General features: G+C 52.2%; 18 protein-coding genes and 1 pseudogene. 6 read left to right on the plus strand and 13 right to left on the minus strand.

Features of this window, described 5'->3' with window-relative positions:
• Nucleotide 1 precedes the first annotated feature (1 nt).
• The 4 genes from AC1DFB_RS09205 to AC1DFB_RS09220 all read right to left on the minus strand — a co-directional run bounded on the left by AC1DFB_RS09205 (nucleotide 2) and on the right by AC1DFB_RS09220 (nucleotide 3,468).
• Nucleotides 2-190: a hypothetical protein gene (locus tag AC1DFB_RS09205; protein WP_170399676.1), complete on the minus strand. Its 189-nt coding sequence runs from the start codon at nucleotides 188-190 to the stop codon at nucleotides 2-4.
• Nucleotides 187-1,125 (minus strand): carbohydrate ABC transporter permease, encoded by a 939-nt coding sequence (locus AC1DFB_RS09210; RefSeq protein ID WP_480922558.1) that lies wholly within the window; start codon nucleotides 1,123-1,125, stop codon nucleotides 187-189. Before AC1DFB_RS09210 ends, AC1DFB_RS09205 begins: the two co-directional genes overlap by 4 nt.
• The gene (locus tag AC1DFB_RS09215; RefSeq protein WP_170403466.1) at nucleotides 1,122-2,069 is read right to left on the minus strand and encodes a carbohydrate ABC transporter permease; all 948 of its coding nucleotides are present in this window, start codon (nucleotides 2,067-2,069) and stop codon (nucleotides 1,122-1,124) included. The genes AC1DFB_RS09210 and AC1DFB_RS09215 overlap by 4 nt, the downstream gene beginning before the upstream one ends.
• 79 nt (nucleotides 2,070-2,148) lie before the next feature.
• Nucleotides 2,149-3,468, minus strand: coding sequence for an extracellular solute-binding protein (locus tag AC1DFB_RS09220; protein ID WP_170424759.1), 1,320 nt, complete (start codon nucleotides 3,466-3,468; stop codon nucleotides 2,149-2,151).
• Between the two features lie 402 nt (nucleotides 3,469-3,870).
• Between AC1DFB_RS09220 and AC1DFB_RS09225 the strand changes: the two genes are divergently transcribed.
• On the plus strand, nucleotides 3,871-4,650 hold the full coding sequence (locus tag AC1DFB_RS09225) for an MOSC domain-containing protein (protein ID WP_480922559.1): 780 nt from the start codon (nucleotides 3,871-3,873) through the stop codon (nucleotides 4,648-4,650).
• A gap of 104 nt (nucleotides 4,651-4,754) precedes the next feature.
• Here the strand turns inward: AC1DFB_RS09225 and AC1DFB_RS09230 are convergent.
• The 3 genes and pseudogenes from AC1DFB_RS09230 to AC1DFB_RS09240 all read right to left on the minus strand — a co-directional run bounded on the left by AC1DFB_RS09230 (nucleotide 4,755) and on the right by AC1DFB_RS09240 (nucleotide 7,469).
• Nucleotides 4,755-5,460: pseudogene (locus AC1DFB_RS09230) on the minus strand (IS6 family transposase).
• A 136-nt stretch (nucleotides 5,461-5,596) separates the two neighbouring features.
• Nucleotides 5,597-6,418, minus strand: coding sequence for a phytanoyl-CoA dioxygenase family protein (locus AC1DFB_RS09235; RefSeq protein WP_480922560.1), 822 nt, complete (start codon nucleotides 6,416-6,418; stop codon nucleotides 5,597-5,599).
• On the minus strand, nucleotides 6,411-7,469 hold the full coding sequence (locus AC1DFB_RS09240) for an L-idonate 5-dehydrogenase (RefSeq protein WP_480922561.1): 1,059 nt from the start codon (nucleotides 7,467-7,469) through the stop codon (nucleotides 6,411-6,413). The genes AC1DFB_RS09235 and AC1DFB_RS09240 overlap by 8 nt, the downstream gene beginning before the upstream one ends.
• A gap of 69 nt (nucleotides 7,470-7,538) precedes the next feature.
• Between AC1DFB_RS09240 and AC1DFB_RS09245 the strand changes: the two genes are divergently transcribed.
• Nucleotides 7,539-8,306: an SDR family oxidoreductase gene (locus tag AC1DFB_RS09245; RefSeq protein WP_170403472.1), complete on the plus strand. Its 768-nt coding sequence runs from the start codon at nucleotides 7,539-7,541 to the stop codon at nucleotides 8,304-8,306.
• A 47-nt stretch (nucleotides 8,307-8,353) separates the two neighbouring features.
• On the opposite strand, the gene AC1DFB_RS09250 is transcribed toward AC1DFB_RS09245, so the two are convergent.
• The 5 genes from AC1DFB_RS09250 to AC1DFB_RS09270 are packed head-to-tail and all read right to left on the minus strand — an operon-like array spanning nucleotide 8,354 to nucleotide 13,288.
• On the minus strand, nucleotides 8,354-8,944 hold the full coding sequence (locus tag AC1DFB_RS09250; RefSeq protein ID WP_480922562.1) for a LysE family translocator: 591 nt from the start codon (nucleotides 8,942-8,944) through the stop codon (nucleotides 8,354-8,356).
• Nucleotides 8,945-8,960: 16 nt separating this feature from the next.
• Nucleotides 8,961-9,884: a 2-hydroxyacid dehydrogenase gene (locus AC1DFB_RS09255; protein WP_480922563.1), complete on the minus strand. Its 924-nt coding sequence runs from the start codon at nucleotides 9,882-9,884 to the stop codon at nucleotides 8,961-8,963.
• Nucleotides 9,877-10,725, minus strand: a complete 849-nt coding sequence (locus AC1DFB_RS09260) for a fumarylacetoacetate hydrolase family protein (protein WP_480922564.1) — start codon at nucleotides 10,723-10,725, stop codon at nucleotides 9,877-9,879. Before AC1DFB_RS09260 ends, AC1DFB_RS09255 begins: the two co-directional genes overlap by 8 nt.
• 11 nt (nucleotides 10,726-10,736) lie before the next feature.
• A complete protein-coding gene (locus tag AC1DFB_RS09265; protein WP_170800182.1) occupies nucleotides 10,737-12,533 on the minus strand; it encodes an IlvD/Edd family dehydratase in 1,797 nt (598 codons plus the stop codon).
• Nucleotides 12,530-13,288, minus strand: a complete 759-nt coding sequence (locus AC1DFB_RS09270; protein ID WP_170396183.1) for an SDR family oxidoreductase — start codon at nucleotides 13,286-13,288, stop codon at nucleotides 12,530-12,532. Before AC1DFB_RS09270 ends, AC1DFB_RS09265 begins: the two co-directional genes overlap by 4 nt.
• Nucleotides 13,289-13,478: 190 nt before the next feature.
• Here AC1DFB_RS09270 and AC1DFB_RS09275 point away from each other — a divergent pair, with 190 nt between their 5' ends.
• Together AC1DFB_RS09275 and denD are read left to right on the plus strand one after the other, a co-directional pair.
• Complete coding sequence (locus tag AC1DFB_RS09275; protein ID WP_170663772.1) at nucleotides 13,479-14,363, plus strand: NAD(P)-dependent oxidoreductase; 885 nt, start codon at nucleotides 13,479-13,481, stop codon at nucleotides 14,361-14,363.
• Between the two features lie 29 nt (nucleotides 14,364-14,392).
• On the plus strand, nucleotides 14,393-15,328 hold the full coding sequence (gene denD / locus AC1DFB_RS09280) for a D-erythronate dehydrogenase (protein WP_480922565.1): 936 nt from the start codon (nucleotides 14,393-14,395) through the stop codon (nucleotides 15,326-15,328).
• Here the strand turns inward: denD and AC1DFB_RS09285 are convergent.
• The gene (locus tag AC1DFB_RS09285) at nucleotides 15,325-15,975 is read right to left on the minus strand and encodes a GntR family transcriptional regulator (RefSeq protein WP_170403493.1); all 651 of its coding nucleotides are present in this window, start codon (nucleotides 15,973-15,975) and stop codon (nucleotides 15,325-15,327) included. The genes denD and AC1DFB_RS09285 overlap by 4 nt on opposite strands.
• A gap of 197 nt (nucleotides 15,976-16,172) precedes the next feature.
• On the opposite strand from AC1DFB_RS09285, the gene AC1DFB_RS09290 reads away from it, so the two are divergent.
• Both AC1DFB_RS09290 and AC1DFB_RS09295 read left to right on the plus strand, forming a co-directional pair.
• Nucleotides 16,173-17,186, plus strand: coding sequence for a TRAP transporter substrate-binding protein (locus AC1DFB_RS09290; protein WP_170396175.1), 1,014 nt, complete (start codon nucleotides 16,173-16,175; stop codon nucleotides 17,184-17,186).
• Between the two features lie 79 nt (nucleotides 17,187-17,265).
• A complete protein-coding gene (locus AC1DFB_RS09295; RefSeq protein ID WP_170800174.1) occupies nucleotides 17,266-18,435 on the plus strand; it encodes a mandelate racemase/muconate lactonizing enzyme family protein in 1,170 nt (389 codons plus the stop codon).
• Nucleotides 18,436-18,439 lie beyond the last annotated feature (4 nt).

Genomic DNA, 18,439 nt, shown 5'->3' on the forward strand with positions numbered 1-18,439 from the left:
TCTACTCCGGAAAATGGCTGACGATGATGAACATGACAGTTCCGATCAGCGTAACGATGAAGGAATAAGTGAACGCCCAAAGGACGAACGGTTGCATCAGCATAAATACGCCGACCGCGATGAGGATGGTCGCGACCATCTCCCATGGGCCTCGGCGAAAACGCATTAATCCTGATAGAAACTCGCTCATTTGCGCACCGCTCCGAATGTGATCCCGCGCAGCAGGTGTTTGCGCATCAGGATGGTGAAAATCATGACCGGAATCAGGAAGATCGTGGCACCAGCCGCAACTGCAGGCCAATCCAGCCCACCGATCCCGATGATGGTTGGAATAAAGGGCGGCGCGGTCTGCGCATTCGCGGATGTCAGCAACACGGCAAACGCATACTCGTTCCATGCAAAGATAAGGCAGAAGATCGCTGTCGAAGCGATACCCGTCGCAGCCTGTGGCAGTACAACTTTGTAAAACGCCTGAAACCGGGTGTAGCCGTCTATTAGTGCCGCTTCCTCGTACTCTCGCGGGATTTCGTCGATGAACCCTTTCAGCAGCCAAACAGCCAACGAGATGTTCACACCCGTATAGAGAAGGATCATCCCCATATGCGTGTCGCTTAGACCGAGGTTTCTGAACATCAGGAAGATTGGGATCGCAACGGCAACCGGGGGCATCATTCTCGTACTGAGGATGAAGAACAGAAGGTCATCCTTGAGCGGCACCTTGAAACGGCTGAATGCATAAGCAGCCAAGGTGCCAAGGAAGATGCTTAGGAACGTCGATCCAAACCCGATGATCACCGAATTCATAAAACGCTCGCCAAACTTGGATGGCCCGACAATAACCATGTCATATTGCCGGACGATCTCATCGGCCCAGTTCTGTGGCGGGTTGGCTTCCAGGAACTCCTGCGTCTGCCGTGTGCGAGTGGTGAAGAGATTGACATAGCCTTCAAGTGTTGGGTCAAAGACAACCTTGGGCGGATAGCTGATCGCGTCGGCTGGAGACTTGAAGCCAGTTAGCAAAATCCAAACCAGCGGGATCATCGTGATCAGCGCATAGGTGATAACCAGAAACCCGGCGATCCACTTTGAACGGTTCGAAGGTTCGGTGACGGAAAAACTGCTCATCTCTGTTTCACCTTGTTCAGGGCTTTGACGTAGATCGACGCAAGGCCGAACACGGTGACGAAAAGGATGATCGCATAGGCCGAGGCATAACCCGTGCGCCATTTCTCAAAGGCTTCGCGCTTCAAATTGATGGAGGTCAGCTCCGTAACAGACCCTGGCCCGCCGCCCGTCAGTTGCACCACCAGATCGAACATCTTGAAGTTCTCGATCCCTCTAAACAGCACCGCCAACATGAGGAATGGCAGGACCATCGGGATGGTAATCGTAAAGAACTGGCGCAGCTTGCTGGCCCTGTCGATCTCAGCTGCCTCGTAGATGTAATCGGGAATACTGCGCAGCCCGGCCAGACAGATGAGCATCACGAAGGGGGTCCACATCCAGGTGTCGACAATCACGATGGACCAGGGCGCCAGCGTTACGGACCCGAGCATCTCAAAGCTCGACGGGTCTTTGCCGGTAAACCACGATACGATGTAGTTAAACAGGCCGATCTGAGGCTGATAGAGAAACTTCCAGAAGTTTCCGACAACGGCCGGGGACAGCATCATCGGCAGCACGATGATCGTGGTCCAAAGATCATTGCCCTTGAATTTCTTGTTGATCAACCACGCCAGAGTAAATCCGATCAGGACTTGAAAAAAAATCGTCCAGAACAGGAAATGTGCGGTGGCCTGCATGTTCAGCCATGTGTCCGAGTCTGTCAGGATGCGCTCGTAATTCCTGAACCCGACATCTTTGACCTCGCGCCCGATCCGGTTGGCCTTGTAGTTGGTAAAGCTCAGTTGGATGGTCCAGATCAAAGGGAAGATATTGATCGCCAGCAGTAGAAATATCGTTGGGGAGATGAATATCCAGGCGATCGCGCGGTCGGATAACCCCCGAATTTTTCGCGCAACTCGCTCGGGCGTTGCCTGCGCAACGCGATCTACGGTCCTGTCAGACATCTCTTTGCCAGTTCTTGTTGGTTTAGGACTCACGGGTGAAGGTAGAGCGGGTTTGCACCCGCTCCTGCCTGTGTCCGGACTAAAGCTTGCCTTCGTCTTCGAAGACTTCCGTCCAATCTTCGATCAGAAGATCAAGCGCTTCTTGAGCTGTGCCTTGGTCGGCAACCACGTAGTCGTGGATGCGCTTCTGCATTGCCAGCAGCAGTTCCGCGTAGGCAGGCTCTTGCCAGAAATCCTGCACCCCGGCCATTGCTTCCAGGAAGTCACCGGCGAACGGTTGGCTGTCTACGAAACCAGGATCTTCCAGCACTGAATTATGTGCTGAGTAGCCGCCTAGTTCCCACCATTTGGCCTGAACTTCTGGCTGCGCGAACCACTTAATGTACTCAAGCGCGGCGTCCTGTTTGTCAGAGTAGCTGACAACAGAGATACCTTGTCCGCCCAGTGTCGAGCCTGCCTGATTTTGTGGTGGGTTCACGAAGAAGTCGATCTTGTCACCACCGGTATTGGGATCGGCATAGAGACCCGGGAAGAACGCGAACCAGTTCATAGCCATGGCGACCTGACCGGACTTAAAGGCGTCCAAGCTCTCTCCCATGTAGGAGTTTGTGTATCCTGGGGGTGTCGCTGTTTTGTAGAATTCTTTGTAAAACTCTAGCGCTTCGACTGCTTCGGGCGAGTTTACGGCACCCTCCATATCGTAGGATCCTGGTGTGTTTTCATATTTGAAGCCCCACGGATAGAGCGCTCCGGTCACACCCATGGTGATCCCTTCGGAACCGCGCTCAGTAAAGATCGCCGCACCGTAGACCGTCTTTCCATCGATCTCACGACCCTGGAAAAACTGCGCGATTTGCAGCAATTCTTTCTGAGACTGAGGTTCACGCAAATCTTGCCCTGTTGCTTCCTTGTACGCAGCTTGGATGTCCGGATTCTCGAACCAGTCCTTGCGATAGAACCAGCCGTTTGCATCCCCCATTGCGGGCAATGCGTAGTAGTTCGGAGTACCTTTAGGCCATGTCGAATAGGCGTAAACCGTTGCCGGCGCGAAATCGTCCATGCTGATGCTCTCGGCATCGAAGAAATCATTCAGTTTTACATAATGGCCGTTTTCAGCGCCCCCGCCGATCCACTGACTATCTCCGATCAACAGGTCACAGAGCTTACCCCCAGAGTTCAGCTCATTCAGCATCCGGTCCGCAAAATTTGGCCACGGCACAAACTCGAAGTTCATAGTATGGCCGGACTCAGCTTCGAATTCTTTTGAAAGCTCAACTAGAGCGTTGGCCGGGTCCCATGCTGCCCAACACAGTGTCAGGTCTTCGGCATATGCCCTTGTAGAAAGAGTAGTAGCGGCAAGGACTATTGCGCTGGCCGAGGCCAGTTTTGAGTAAGTCATCCATTCCTCCCTTTTTTTGCGCCGTCATTCGAGGATGTGCGAATCGCGGCATGTCTATAAGGCTATTTGAGGTACGCACCTCAAGTCCAGAAAATTTTGAGGTTCGTACCTCAAAATCATCGCCAACACATCAACGTATCCCAGTAATAATATGCTTTTACTATATATTTCTTCTTCTCGATCACTCAGGTTCATCAAGCGCAAAGGAAGAAGGAATTCGAAATCAAACGCGCTGTTTCTTCAAATCAAGGCACCGACGGTATTGCATTTCCAACCCGAGCTTATCCATGATTATGCCGAAGCCCAATTCTTGCCGTTCAACCAAGATTCCAATGTAGGATCGCTAGGAGGGCGCTAGCTAGCCTCACCACACGGATATCTCGACAAGCCAGGACCCCAATTATGAGTAAACTCACCATTGTCCGGATGAACCGCTACCCAATCAAAGGTTTGAGCCCGGAACCACTAAGCACCATAAACCTGCGAGCGGGTGAAGGCATTCCTGGTGACCGCCTTTTCGGCTTTGCCCGCTTTAACTCCGGTTTCGACCCTCGAGATCCAAAACCATTGAGAAAAGACCGCTTTGTTGTACTTTTGAACGAAGCAAGACTGGCTGGACTGCAAACTAAATTCGACGCTCAAACTCAATTGCTGGAAATTAAGCACGGAAGGAAAACCCTCCACTTCGATATGAGTGAGCCAAACGGGCAATTGGACGCGGCGAGTTTCCTCAATAACACACTCGACTTAAGAGACCCCGAACCGCCAGTGTTTGTCTCTTCCCATCCGCATCGATTCACAGACGTTTCGGTCGTGTCGCCAAAAATGATGAACGCAATTTCCGTTCTCAACCTAGCGTCTGTTGATGCACTTAGTAGAGAGCTCAATGTGGAAATACACCCGGCAAGGTTTCGTGCGAATATTGAATTGGACGGACCACCTCCATTTTCCGAGTTGGACTCTGTCGGCTCAATCTTGGCCTTTGGCGATGTGAAGCTAAAGATAATTTCGCGAACAAAAAGATGTGCCGCTACCGAAGTTAACCCACAAACAGCCGAACGAGACCTGAAAATCCCGTTCCTCATTCGAAAACACTTGGGCCACATGGATATGGGCGTGTACGCAGAGGTGCAGGAGAAGGGAACCCTAAACGTGGGCCAACATGGAAAGATAACGCAGTAGAACAAATATGAACCAATCTCAGCTAGGCTCTGGACCCATTGATTTGGATGCAGGTGCTGTCAGACGAATTTTAACCAGTCTCTATTTGACTCAAAATCGTGAACCTATCCGGAACAAAGTTGACGCCACTCGTCAAGAGCGGCGGTTCGCGTCAGCTTGAAGGAGTCTCGGCTGGTGAGGGATCTTTCCTGGTTAAAGTGGTTGTATACGGAGGAATGGTCGGAAGCGAACTTCTGTAAACTTCGCATTCGCCTTAAACGTTGGGTCGCGCGTTCGCGTCGTCGAAACGGCAGGTGCGAATTCTCAACACGGTTGTTGAGCCACCTTCCCGTCTGTTGTTTTCGAGCGCGCCCAATTCTCTGAGCGCTGCTTTGTAGGATGCAAAACGGTCGGTCACAATCTCATCGGCACAACCATGGCGCTTCATCATTTCCTGAGGAATTTCAATGCCGCCTGCCTGTTTCGACGTTTGGTAACGATTATTTCCAGCACTTCGCCCTCATGATCGACGGCCCGCCAAAGATAATGTATCTCGCCATTGACCTTCACAAAAACCTCATCCACATGCCACTTCCATTTCGAGAATGCGCGCAGTTGTTGCACCCGCTTACTTCGGATCTCAGAGGCAATCATCGGACCGAACCTGTTCCACCCATATCGGACAGTTTCATGGCTCACGTCGATGCCTCGCTCGTGCAGCAGAACTTCGACATTCCGAAGTGAAGGCGAGAAGCGGATGTATAACATCACCGCAAGGCGGATGATCTCGGGGCTGGTTTTGAAATACTTGTAAGAGGCAGGATTAGTCATGGGCACAAGCTACGCAACACCCCTGCCCGCTCACCCCAAGTTCTTATGACAAGACCCTTTTGAATGTTCATTGGTTTTCGCGATTCAGGTCTGCTTCCGGGTCGATGTAGCAATGGTTCTTGGCATGCCAAGGGCGTCACTTCACTCCGGCGAAGAGTATTTGTTTCTTGCGGTCTGCATCCCTTTGACACAAAACGAAATCGTTCTCATGCAAAAAGCCCTGAGGGGAGGACGCAAGTAAAAAATGCCCAAAATCATCTCGCCCTGCGACTAGCGCAACCAAAGTTTTCACGCCATTCTGCTGTTTCATTGAAGGCTTTATGAAACGCAACGCCGCACCAATGCGTCTATCGTCTGTGTTATTGGGCCCGGATGCGTGAAAGAGATGCCCGTGATGCATGGATGCCTGCCCCGCACACAATTCGGCAGCAACTGCATCTTTTTCGTTCACATCGACTGCGATTTCCTGCCCACGTGATAACAGATTGTTTTCGCTGAAAGTGTCCACGTGAGGCACGATACGGCTTTTGTGGCTGCCAGGAACAAACTTCATACACCCGCTTTGCTCAGACGCTTCTGAAATCGCAACCCAACAGGTAACCTCTTCAGCATCATCCAATCCCCAATAGGTCAAGTCTTGGTGCCACGAGACTATCTTCGATGATCGCGCTTCTTTTACGAAAAGTGCACCGCTCCAAACCATGAGGTCCGGCCCTAACACCGTTGAAGCAGCCTCAATCAGCTTCGGATGGCGAAGTAGTGCATCGAATGATGGTATCAGCCTGTCCGGATAAGAATATAGAAGCTTGAGTTTATCTGGGTCGTCTCTGAGAATGCGCTCAGCTTTCTCAAAATCATCGCGCAGCGTTTGGACCTCAGAAGCTGTCAGGATATCCAGCGGAGCTACGAAACCATCTCTTTCATAAGTCTTTGCAATATCACGCGTTCGTTTATCCATTGTCATTATCCGGAAAAGTTAACTGCACCTTCATTGATTGGGTTCGATCGGACGCGACCTCGAAAGCAGTGATGGCCTCGCCAACCTCGAAGGAATGCGTCACCAACTGGTCGACGTTTATTAGTCCGCTTCGCATCATCTCGACCGCGACTGAGAACTCGGAATGGAAACGGAAAGACCCGCGAAGCACTATCTCTTTTGCAGTCAACGCCTGCATCGGCACAGTCATATCTCCGCCCAGACCAAGCTGAACCAATGTTCCACCCGGTCGCAAGCATGCGACGCCAGAAGCCAGAGCCGATTGAGCCCCGGAACACTCCAGTTGTACATCAACCTGACCCTTGTCGTTTTCAAACTGCTCCAGTTTTTGTGGATCGGTGTAGGTGTTGATGACATCGTCTGCCCCGCATCCACGCGCCAGAGCGAGGGTCTGGTCCGAGATATCCGTCGCCACTATTCTGGCCGCCCCAGAACGACGCGCCGCCAAGATCGTGAGGCAGCCGATTGGACCGCATCCCGTGATAAGAACCGTTTTACCTAAGAGGCTCCCAGCTTGTTTAATCGCGTGCAAACAGACCGCCAAAGGTTCGGCCATAGCGGCCTGCGCAGGACTTAACCCATCTGCTGGAACGCATTGACTGGCTTTCGCTACGAGTTTGCTTTGAAAAGCGCCTTGGATATGCGGGAACGGCATCGCGCTGCCATAGAACTTCATATCAAGACAGTGGTTTTGCTGCCCGTTCAGACAATAACTGCAGGATTGGCAAGGTCGGGATGGAGAAACTGCAACCAGCTGACCTAGGTGTAGCCCCTGCACACTTGACCCAACTCTCACTAATTCCCCGGCGACTTCGTGTCCAAGCACCATCGGTTGACGCAACTTGATCGCGCCGAAACCACCGTGGTTATAATAATGCAGGTCAGAGCCGCAAATCCCGCCCGCGCGCATGGCAATCAAGACTTCGTCTGGCCCCACGTCGTGAACATCCCGGTTTTCCAACCTCAAATCTTTTGCGGCATGGATAACAACAGCAACACTGGCCGAGGACATTGCACGGACTCCCTATACAGATTGCCAAAAGATACGGATAGTCGGTGCTGACAACCAAGGGATTTTTGCATGACGCTTGAAATGTTTAGCCTAGAGGGAACACGCGCGCTCGTAACAGGCTCTAGCCAAGGCATCGGATTTGCATTGGCTCGTGGTTTGGCTGCCGCCGGTGCGCAGGTCGTTTTGAACGGGCGCGATGCCACTAAACTAGCGGCAGCAGCATCCGAGCTGAGCGAAACAGGTGCCTCGGTACGCGAACTTTCGTTCGATGCAACCGATCATGAAGGTGTCCGATCTGCTGTGGACGACTTTGAAGAAAAAGTCGGCCCAATAGACATCCTGATAAACAACGCCGGAATGCAACACAGGACGGAGTTACAGGATTTCCCCGCTGATGCCTTCGAGCGCCTGCTACAGACAAATGTAGCGTCCGTCTTTCACGTCGGTCAGGCTGTGGCACGGCACATGATTGAAAGAAAGTCTGGTAAGATCATTAACATTGCGTCGGTTCAATCCGCATTAGCAAGACCGGGTATTGCGCCTTACACGGCGACAAAAGGCGCCGTGACCAATCTTACAAAAGGAATGGCAACTGATTGGGCTAAGTATGGTCTAAACTGCAATGCCATTGCACCTGGATATTTCGATACACCTTTGAACGCCGCCTTGGTTGCCGACCCAGAGTTTAGCTCATGGCTTGAGAAACGTACCCCGGCCGGTCGCTGGGGCAATGTAGAAGAACTTGTCGGCGCCGCCATTTTCCTTGCCTCCCCTGCATCCAGTTTCGTCAATGGTCATACTCTCTATGTCGATGGTGGAATAACGGCGTCACTTTGATCTGCAGCTTCCAATCGTCTGCTAAGTAAGACTGACTTAGATATCGTTCATAGCGCCGACGCCAAGGCAATTACCACAACAACCATTAATGAAGCGGCCATCGCAATATTGATCCTTTGATGCGATCTCTCGCTTAAATCAAGGCTACCCAGCTTTGCGCCAGCACCCAGCCAGATCATGTGCACTGGCACCCAAATCATATTGAATACTACGATTTTTATGACGACCTCCCAAACGGGCGCATCGGGCAAAAAGGCAAACCCTGAAAACAATGCTGTGCCGACCACGTAAGCCTTGGGATTAATGAACTGAAGTGTCAGACCGTTCGCAAAACCAAGCGGCGAAACCGCAGGGGAAAATCCGACCTTTGAGCCGGCGCTGGCAATACGCCAGGCGAGAAATACCAAATACCCGACAGAGGCGACTAGCAACAAAGTTCTAAGCACCGGTACAGCCAAAGCAACCGCAGCGACTCCCGAGACAACTAACATCATGTTGATGAACCCGCCCAGCATCAGACCAGCCACAAAGGCGAGTCCAGCTCGAAAACCAAATGCTGATCCAATACCCGCGGTTGTTAGAACACCCGGGCCCGGCGTAATCAGCAGAAAGAAAACCGCGACAGCAAACTCAAACACTTTTCAGATTGGCCTATTACAGATCTCTGCATTCCGGCACAGCTGTGATCACCGATCCGTCCTTATGGTGTTGCAGCAGATTGTCGACAGTCAGGTCACCCATTGCTGCACGCGTCTCAAAAGTCGCGCTACCAGCGTGAGGGAGCAGAACGACATTGGACAACTCGCGCAATGCTTTTGGAACGCGCGGTTCGTCCTCGAAGACATCAAGCCCTGCCCACCCGAGCTCACCGTTTTGCAATGCACTAATTAAGGCAGTTTCGTCGACAACTGAACCTCGACTAACGTTTATCAGAGTGCCGCCTGCCCCCAACGCGCGCAACACCTCAGCGTTGACCAGCTTATTAGTCGACGGGCCGCCGGGCGTGATGCATATGAGGACGTCCACATGCTCTGCCATTTCAACCAAATTGTCGAAATATCGGTACGGGACATCCTTTGGATTGCGGGTGTGATATGAGATTTCGGGTGCCCACGGCTCCAACTTATCAACAATCGCCTGACCAATGCGACCAAGACCAAGAATGCCTATTTTTTGATTGTCCGCTGATCGCGTCAAAGGGGCATTACCTTCAACTTCCCATCGCCCGGACCGGACGTAATCATCGTCACGTATGAGCTCTCGATAACATGACAGCAACAGCAGAACGGCGGTGGTTGCGACTTCTTTGTTCAACACATTGGGCGTGTGCGTCACAACAATCCCACGCTCAGCCGCAGCATTAGCGTCGACGGCGTCGTAGCCGACTCCATAGACGCTGATCATCTTCAGATTACTGAGTGAAATCATTAGGTCATGCGGAACGCCATCATGCCCGTTCGTTACGATATGCGTAATACCTTCCGCGTTGAAATCGTCCAATTGTTGAATATTGAACACTGAGGACAGGCGTTCTCGCATCCGTTCAGTGATCCCTCCGATTTGCAACAATTCAGTCATCTTGGCCGACCTTTTGCCGCTGAACACCAAGCCCATCGATACGAAGCTCCATGACGTCGCCCTTTTTCAGATAAACTGGTTCCGGTTTGATCCCCATTCCAACACCGGGCGGTGTTCCGGTTGAAATGACGTCACCGGGGTGCAGTGTAAAAAGTTGGCTTAGATGCTCAATGATCTCGGCAACGGAAAAGATCATCGTGGCGGTATTCCCGGTTTGCATGCGCTGACCGTTTACATCCAGTGACATACCAAGATTCTGGGGATCCGGCACCTCATCCCGGGTCACTAACCACGGGCCGGTAGGGCCAAATGTGTCGCAGGATTTTCCTTTGGTCCATTGACCTGTCAGTTGCGTTTGAAAATGCCTTTCCGACACGTCGTTTACAATGCAATAGCCCGCAACATATTCGAGTGCGTCGGCCTTGGAAACATATTTGGCTGTCTTACCAATGACGACCCCCAGTTCGCATTCCCAGTCGGTATGTGTAGACCCCCGCGGCATAACAACATCGTCATAAGCACCAATGACAGCCGAGTTCGCCTTGAAAAAAAGTATCGGATGCTCGGGAATATCTGCGCCGGTTTCTGCAGCATGGTCCGAGTAGTTCAAACCGATGCAAAGAAATTTGCCGATGTCACCGACACACGGAGCGATACGAGGGTCACCCTCTACAATTGGCAGGTTGTTCGGATCCAATGACCGCAGGTTATCAAGCGTTCCGTCATCCAACATATCCCCCGTGATATCATTGATATGAGCGGACAGATCCCGCAATTGACCCTCAGAGTCGACCAGGGCTGGCTTTTCCGAGCCCTTGGCTCCGTAGCGAACAAGTTTCATTTCTGTTCCTTTTAGTGGTTATCGCGTGGCATGAAGCCTCGCGCGATATCGCGGTAGTTTTCTGCACCCTTGAGCGTCATCCCGCGATCCAACCGATCTACTTTTTCGCGGAATAATTCCTGCCAGGGGGATTGGTTGGGCGGGGTTGAATAACCACCCTTTGCCTCCAGATCGCGGGCGCGTTCATGCAGCTCTTCAAGCGAAACCAGCATATCCGCTGTGCCTTTTCCAAGATCGATGCGCAGTCGGTCGCCATTTCGCACCAAGGCCAACCCACCACCCTCTGCAGCTTCGGGTGAGGCATTCAGGATAGACGGACTTCCTGATGTACCGGATTGCCGTCCATCACCGATGCAAGGAAGGGCTTCAATGCCCTGTTTCAACAAATATGCGGGCGGCCGCATATTCACGACCTCTGCAGCACCAGGGTATCCTTTTGGTCCCGCTCCGCGCATAATCAGAATACAGTTTGCGTCGATGTTTTCTGCAGGATCATCGATCCGATGGTGAAAGTCCTCAGGCCCATCAAACACAACCGCCCTGCCCTCAAATGCATCAGGATCATCCGGGTTCGACAGGTAGGTCTCTCGAAATGCCTTTGAGATCACAGATGTTTTCATAATCGCACTCTCGAACAGGTTGCCCGAGAGATTGATGAACCCCGCCTGTTGCTTAACCGGGCTACTGACAGGCTTGATTACGTCGCTATTCTGAGACCGGCGCGTCGAGCAGTTATCGCCCATCGTCTTACCGTTCACCGTTATCGCATCGGGATGCGGCAGCAATCCAGCATCAAGAAGCTCTCCGACAACGGCGGGTACACCTCCGGCCTGTTGGTAATCTTCGCCCAGATACTCACCCGCAGGCTGCATGTTAACCAACAGTGGAACGTCGTGGCCAAGTTTCTGCCAGTCATCGTTGGTCAACGGAACACCAAGATGCCGGGCGATTGCATTCAGGTGGATCGGCGCGTTCGTCGATCCGCCAATCGCAGAGTTGATAACAATCGCATTCTCAAAAGCCTGACGTGTCATCACATCGCTCGGGCGTAGATCCTCCCAGACCATGTCCACAATGCGTTTACCCGTTTCATAACTGATTTGACCGCGCTCTCTGTACGGGGCTGGTATGGCGGCTGATCCGGGCAATTGCATACCCAAGGCCTCAGCAAGCGAATTCATGGTCGTTGCTGTTCCCATCGTATTGCAATAACCCACCGAAGGTGCTGCGGCGGCTGCGATTTCCATGAACTCATCGGTGTCGATTTCGTCAGCCGCAAGGTCTTCGCGCGCTTTCCAAATAACCGTTCCCGATCCGGCGCGCTCACCTTTCCACCAGCCGTTGAGCATGGGACCGACCGACAGGGCGATCGCTGGGATGTTGACGGTCGCAGCGGCCATAAGAAGCGCGGGCGTGGTCTTGTCGCAACCAATGTTCAGAACAACGCCGTCAATCGGATACCCGAATAGACTCTCAACCAAGGACAGATAAGCCAGATTGCGGTCGAGTGACGCCGTTGGCCGTTTACCTGTCTCTTGTATCGGGTGGACCGGTATTTCGATGCACGTTCCCCCGGCGGCGATGATTCCATCGCGAACACGTTTGGACAATTCGATATGATGCCGATTACAGGGGCTCAAATCACTGCCGGTCTGAGCAATGCCAATGATCGGTTTGCCTGATTGCAGTTCCTCACGGGTCAATCCGTAATTCAGGTATCTTTCCAGATACAATGCAGTCATCTCAAGGTTCTCAGAATTCATGAACCACTTGCGAGATCGCAAATCGTTTTTTGATACTTTTGTCATTGGCCTGACCAACCCCCGTCAATTATGTGCGTGTGTCCTGTGGTGAATGCACTTTCATCGCTCGCCAGATAGACGACCAATGCAGCAATCTCTTCTGCTTTCGCTACACGCCCCATAGGCTGTCGCGCCACAAATTGTGCAAGGGCCTCTTCTCTGCTGCCCAATTGCTCTCCCAACGCATCTACGCGGTCACGCCAACTGGGACTGTCGACTGTTCCCGGACAAATGCAATTGCACCGGATTCCTTTTGTTATGAAGTCCACGGCCACCGATTTCGTCAGCCCGACAACAGCGGCTTTTGTCGTTCCATATACAAAACGATTTGGCGCACCGATTATGGAACCCAGCGCGGAAGACATATTGATTATCGAGCCTCCTCCGCGCTCTAGCATTCCCGGCAATACAGCCTTTGTCGTGCGCACCATTGAGCGCACATTAAGGTCCATGGCAAAATCCCACTCTTCATCGGTTGCATCCAGAATAGTTCCGTGATGCACGAACCCTGCGCAGTTGAACAAAACGTCCGGCTTCGCTCGCGCGACCCCATGATGAATGCTGTCATTATTCGTCACATCCATCTCGAAAATTTCGAGATTTTCGAGATTCTGACCGCGAATCAAATTTAGTTTTTTGGGGCTAATATCTGTCGCATAGACTTTTGCACCCTCTCTTGCCATTGCAATTGCGCTTGCAAGTCCGATCCCCTGTGCGGCGGCTGTGACCAGGACGCTTTTTCCCTTAAGTCTTTCTGACATATAAATATTCCGACCTCAAAAGTGGCGACTGGACAAGTGTTACGTCGTCCCACAGATCAACCGAGAAGCAAAGAAACCTTGGCGGATTTGCAACGACTTCTGGCATGTGGGCCCAGAGCCGTTAGCGTATGACAGAGATTTTGGTTTGGCCATAACCATGCGTGGCGCACCTTCGGAAGGACAGTAGATGATGAGCAAGCAGTTCAAAGTGGCTCTGTTGGGAACCGGCCTGATGGGAGCTCCTATGGCGCGGAATATTTTGCGCGCCGAGTTTCCGCTCACTGTATGGAACCGCAGCTTGAAAAAGGCAAAACCGTTGACAGCAGAAGGCGCGACATTGGTGGAAACTGCCCCGCTGGCGGTTTCGGGTGCAGACGTAATAATAACCATGCTCTCGGATGGATACGCGACCGGCGCGCTACTTGCTGACGAGGCTTTCCGCGAGCAACTCAAACCGGGGATGATCTGGATTGATATGTCGAGCGCCAAACCCGAACACGCAAGAGAGCAATCCGCGCAGCTTTCCTCGATGGGGGTGCTGCATCTGGACGCCCCGGTTTCCGGTGGCACCAAAGGTGCCGAAGCTGGCACCCTTGCGATCATGGTCGGTGGCGATCAGGACGTTATGGAGCGCGTGCGACCGGTTCTGACAGCAATGGGCCGGCCTGTACATGTTGGCCCAAGTGGTTCTGGTCAATTGTGCAAATTGGCCAATCAAACAATTGTCGCTGTAACAATATCGGCAGTCGCCGAGGCGACTCTACTGGCTCAGCAAGGTGGTGCGGACCCCACCGCGTTGAGGGCCGCACTGAAGGGGGGCTTTGCGGATAGTATTATCTTGCAACAACATGGCGAACGCATGTCTGATGGAAATTTTGCACCCGGAGGTTTGTCTAAGTTTCAACTAAAGGATTTGGACAACACGCTGGAGGAAGCACGAAGCCTTGGCGTTGAGCTACCTAGCACCCGATCTGTGCGCGACCGTTTCGAATATCTGATAGACGAAATGGATGGGGCCGAACTGGATCATTCAGCTTTGTATCTAGAACTCAAAAAACGGAACGGAATGCTGTGACGCGGATCCTGATTATAGGCGGCGGAGGAATGCTGGGCCAGAAACTGGCCCATCGCGTGTCGACCCAAGAAACCTTTGGAGCCGATGCCCAAGTCTCACTGTTCGATCTCTCGTTCCCGCCCGACAGTGCGGCAGGTAATCAAATTGTGGGGAACTTGACTGCGTCAGGCATAGCTAAGTCTTTTGCTACGCAGCGGCCAGACGTCATTTTTCATCTTGCAGCTATCGTTTCAGGCCAAGCTGAAACAGACTTTGCGTTGGGTTGGGATGTAAACCTTATGGCAACGTGGGCACTGCTGAACGCACTTAAGGATGAACACGAGGCATCAGGAAACGAGTACACACCTCGTCTGGTTTTTGCCTCGTCCATAGCAGTTTTTGGGTCACCATTCCCCGAAAAGATAAGCGATGAGTTCCTCTCGGCACCTTTGACAAGTTACGGAGCGCAGAAAGCGGCGGCTGAATTGATGATCACGGATTTCAGCAGGAAAGGATATATCGACGGTATTTCCTTGCGCTTGCCCACTTTGTGTGTGCGCCCGGGCAAAGCCAACGCTGCCGCTTCGTCCTTCTTTTCAGGTATAATCCGAGAGCCATTGAATGGGGATGAGGCTGTCTTGCCAGTTGCCGAAACTGTTCGTCACTGGCACGCCAGCCCCCGCGCCGCTGCGACTTTTTTGACCCACGCAGCAACAATGGACACGCAGCTTTTGAATGACAGACGCGCATTGAACATGCCTGGCGTAAGTTGCACCGTCGCCGAACAAATCGAAGCTCTGCGCAACGTGGCAGGTCAAGAAGCGGTTGGCCTAATCAGGCGAGAACCCGACGAGGCAATCGAACGAATAGTCAAGAATTGGCCGCGCGACTTTCAAACAGATCGCGCTCTGGAGTTGGGGTTCGAAGCGGAATCAAGCTTCGACGATATAATTCAGGTGTATTTGGAAGACGATTTTCGGCTTTAGTCGCCCATCGTCTTTCCAGTTAGATGGCGTTCCAGATGGTCGTGAATTTTCTCTCGTGTTAACTGCTCATCCCCTGACAATGCTGCTTCAAGTATATCGGCATGGTGTCTTATGTTCTGAGAAATGAATTCAAAGTTCCGGTCTGCCACCATCAACTGCTGTCTGAATTGCGCATAAACTCGGCTATGCATTTGTTTTAAGGTTTCCGAGCCACAGGCAGAAATAAGTGTTTGGTGAAATTCCTTTTCCGAGGCAAACCATATCTCGATAAGGCCGCTCGGGTCGTCTGTGGCGTGAATGCGTTTTTCGATATGGCTGAGTTTGTGATGTGCGGCCGTCAATCTTGCTTCCCAATCCACCCCGCCCTTACGGATCGACATTGCGGTGCCTTCGGCCTCCAACAGAACACGGACATGCGTCAATTCGATAAGCTTCTGCGGCGAACGCATTGGCACGCGGAAACCTTTTTGTTCCTGAAAGTCCACCAAACCAACAGCGGCCAAACGAAAAAGGACTTCACGAACGGCGCTCGCAGAACAGCCATACACTTTACGAAGTTCTTCAGCCCGCACCTTCGCTCCATGCTCGAATCCATTAGAGATCAGGCGCATCTTAAGATCTTGATAAATATCTATTTCGTCGTTCATTCCAGTATGCACCTTCAAGTTTTGTCCAAGTAGCGTCCTAACCTTATTTTCGAATTATCGCAAGAATCTCGAAATTTTTAGAAATTTCAATTTTTTCTTGTTGCATTCGATTCGTCGGCTTAACGTTTACCTGCGCGACAGCAAAGGAGGCGGCAAGATCTTCCACACCGCGCACGCTCAACGTCTGGGAGGACAATATGAAAATAGTCAAGACAGCGGCCCTGGCGGCCGTAGCCACGACAATGGCAGCCGGTTTCGCGATGGCTGAAACAACGAAGCTTAGAATTCAAACCCATTTTTCACCCGAAACTCTGTCAGGCCAAATGGCTGCAAAATTCGTTGAAGACATTCAGGAAATGTCGAACGGCGAAATCGAAGTTGAAATGTTCTATTCCTCTTCGGTGGTCAAATCAGTTGAAACCTTCGATGCCGCAGCTACAGGAATTCTGGATTGCGACATGACGGGCGGCGGCTATCAGACCGGTAAAAACCCGGCCTTCCAGTTTGCGGGCGACCTGCTCGGCGGATATCAGAACCCATATCAGCAAATGGCTTGGCTTCTTCATGGCGGCGGAAGAGAAGCTGTAAATGATCTATACAACGGCTACGACATGGAATTCATCGGATGGTGGATTCCCGGGCCAGAGTCGCTGTCTTCGACCAAGCCGATTGCAAAAGTGGAAGACTTCAAAGATTGGAAGTTCCGCTCGCCTCCAGGCCTTGCTACCAAGGTGTTCGCGGAACTTGGTGCTTCTCCGATCGTGATGGACTTCAACGAAATCTTCACGGCTTTGGAAACCGGTATCATTGATGGTGCGGATGCTGCGAACCTGACGAACAATGTGGGCCTCGGTCTGTACGAGATCGCAGGCCACACAAACTATCCCGGTTTCCACTCGATGCCTGCAGATCACCTAGCTTGTCGCAAAGACGTCTGGGAAGCGATGCCCGCGCATCACAAGAAGATCATGGAAGTCGCAATGGATAGCCTGGCATTGCACAATGCCACAATCAATGAAGTGCAGAACGCTCAGACTGCAAAAGACCTGAAGGCAAAAGGCGTTCAGTTGTACGAATGGTCGCCTGAAGACCTGGCAGCGTATCGCGCGGCCGTTCAGGTCGGTTGGACGGAGTTCGCAACGACACCTGAAGCACAGGCGCTTTTGGAAAGCCACATCAACTTCCTGCGTGACCTGGGCGCAATGCAGTAATCAGGCTTCGATCGAACTACGACACACGGAAAGGCCGCACTTGCGGCCTCTCCGGATCGGCGCCGGGATCCAGAACTTCATGAAAATCACCAGAATAATAAGTCATGTACTGCAGTACGACATGCCGGAAGTTCTGGGCTACTCGCAACAGTATTATGACAAGCGTACAACCCATCTGGTCGAGATTCAGACAGATGAAGGGGTAACCGGTTGGGGGGAGTGCTTTGGTCCCGGAAACGTAGCCATTGCGAACAAATCCATCGTGGAAAAGGTAATCCAACCAATGGTCCTTGGCATGGACCCTTTGGACAAAGACGTGATCTGGCACAAGGTGTACAATCTTTTGCGAGACCATGGCCAAAGCGGAATGCCAATACAGGCTTTGTCTGGGGTGGACATCGCACTTTGGGACATCTCCGGCAAAATCTCTGGCCTCCCCCTCCATAAGCTTGTCGGCGGGGCTCATCGCGCAAGCGTTCCTTGCTACGGCTACGGCATGATGCTCCGGGATGAACCGATTTCTAGTCTTGCAAGCCGTTTTGAGGATGAAGCCGCAAAGATCAAGTCAATGGGATTTACCGCCACCAAAATGAAAACGGGCTTTGGCCCGAAGCCTGATGTGAAACTGTGCGAAGCAGTAAGACGCGGAGTTGGTGACGACTTTCCTTTTATGGTCGATGCAAACCATGCCTATACGACTTCAGACGCGTTCTTTGTCGGTCGGGCGCTGGAAGAACTGGACGCATATTGGTTCGAAGAACCGGTCGCGCCAGAAGACATTGACGGATACCGCGAACTGCGCACTTCGCTTAAAGTAAACATCTCGGGCGGAGAGGCGGTATTCAATCGCTGGGCATGGCGCAATCTTCTTGAAAACCGTGGCATCGATATCGCGCAGCCAGAGGTTTGTGCTTTGGGCGGTGTTTCAGAGTATCTCAGGGTACTGTCTCTATGCCACGCACATTTCACTCCGGTCGTAAATCACGTCTGGGGTAGCGCCATCGCCGTCGCAACTAATCTGCATTTACTAGCGGCCATGCCCGCAATTCCAGGCGGCTTGCATCCATGGGAGCCGATGCTGGAGTTCGACACAACGGACAACAAGTTTCGGGACGATCTGCTGACCGAACCGCTGGAAATTCAAAATCAGGTCAAGGCCAACAACGGCCGAGTCATGATCCCGACTGGCCCCGGATTGGGTGTCGAGCCGGACCGAGACTTTATCGATCATTACAGGATCGAAGGATAGGGAC

The sequence above is a fragment of the Ruegeria sp. S84 genome, from assembly GCF_056583445.1.

Bases quoted from the DNA above. Each gene is read 5' to 3' on its own strand.
- AC1DFB_RS09205 (WP_170399676.1), bottom strand. From the start codon at position 190: ATGAGCGAGTTTCTATCAGGATTAATGCGTTTTCGCCGAGGCCCATGG.
- AC1DFB_RS09210 (WP_480922558.1), bottom strand. From the start codon at position 1,125: ATGAGCAGTTTTTCCGTCACCGAACCTTCGAACCGTTCAAAGTGGATC.
- AC1DFB_RS09215 (WP_170403466.1), bottom strand. From the start codon at position 2,069: ATGTCTGACAGGACCGTAGATCGCGTTGCGCAGGCAACGCCCGAGCGA.
- AC1DFB_RS09220 (WP_170424759.1), bottom strand. From the start codon at position 3,468: ATGACTTACTCAAAACTGGCCTCGGCCAGCGCAATAGTCCTTGCCGCT.
- AC1DFB_RS09225 (WP_480922559.1), top strand. From the start codon at position 3,871: ATGAGTAAACTCACCATTGTCCGGATGAACCGCTACCCAATCAAAGGT.
- AC1DFB_RS09235 (WP_480922560.1), bottom strand. From the start codon at position 6,418: ATGGATAAACGAACGCGTGATATTGCAAAGACTTATGAAAGAGATGGT.
- AC1DFB_RS09240 (WP_480922561.1), bottom strand. From the start codon at position 7,469: ATGTCCTCGGCCAGTGTTGCTGTTGTTATCCATGCCGCAAAAGATTTG.
- AC1DFB_RS09245 (WP_170403472.1), top strand. From the start codon at position 7,539: ATGACGCTTGAAATGTTTAGCCTAGAGGGAACACGCGCGCTCGTAACA.
- AC1DFB_RS09255 (WP_480922563.1), bottom strand. From the start codon at position 9,884: ATGACTGAATTGTTGCAAATCGGAGGGATCACTGAACGGATGCGAGAA.
- AC1DFB_RS09260 (WP_480922564.1), bottom strand. From the start codon at position 10,725: ATGAAACTTGTTCGCTACGGAGCCAAGGGCTCGGAAAAGCCAGCCCTG.
- AC1DFB_RS09265 (WP_170800182.1), bottom strand. From the start codon at position 12,533: ATGACAAAAGTATCAAAAAACGATTTGCGATCTCGCAAGTGGTTCATG.
- AC1DFB_RS09270 (WP_170396183.1), bottom strand. From the start codon at position 13,288: ATGTCAGAAAGACTTAAGGGAAAAAGCGTCCTGGTCACAGCCGCCGCA.
- AC1DFB_RS09275 (WP_170663772.1), top strand. From the start codon at position 13,479: ATGAGCAAGCAGTTCAAAGTGGCTCTGTTGGGAACCGGCCTGATGGGA.
- denD (WP_480922565.1), top strand. From the start codon at position 14,393: ATGCTGGGCCAGAAACTGGCCCATCGCGTGTCGACCCAAGAAACCTTT.
- AC1DFB_RS09285 (WP_170403493.1), bottom strand. From the start codon at position 15,975: ATGAACGACGAAATAGATATTTATCAAGATCTTAAGATGCGCCTGATC.
- AC1DFB_RS09290 (WP_170396175.1), top strand. From the start codon at position 16,173: ATGAAAATAGTCAAGACAGCGGCCCTGGCGGCCGTAGCCACGACAATG.
- AC1DFB_RS09295 (WP_170800174.1), top strand. From the start codon at position 17,266: ATGAAAATCACCAGAATAATAAGTCATGTACTGCAGTACGACATGCCG.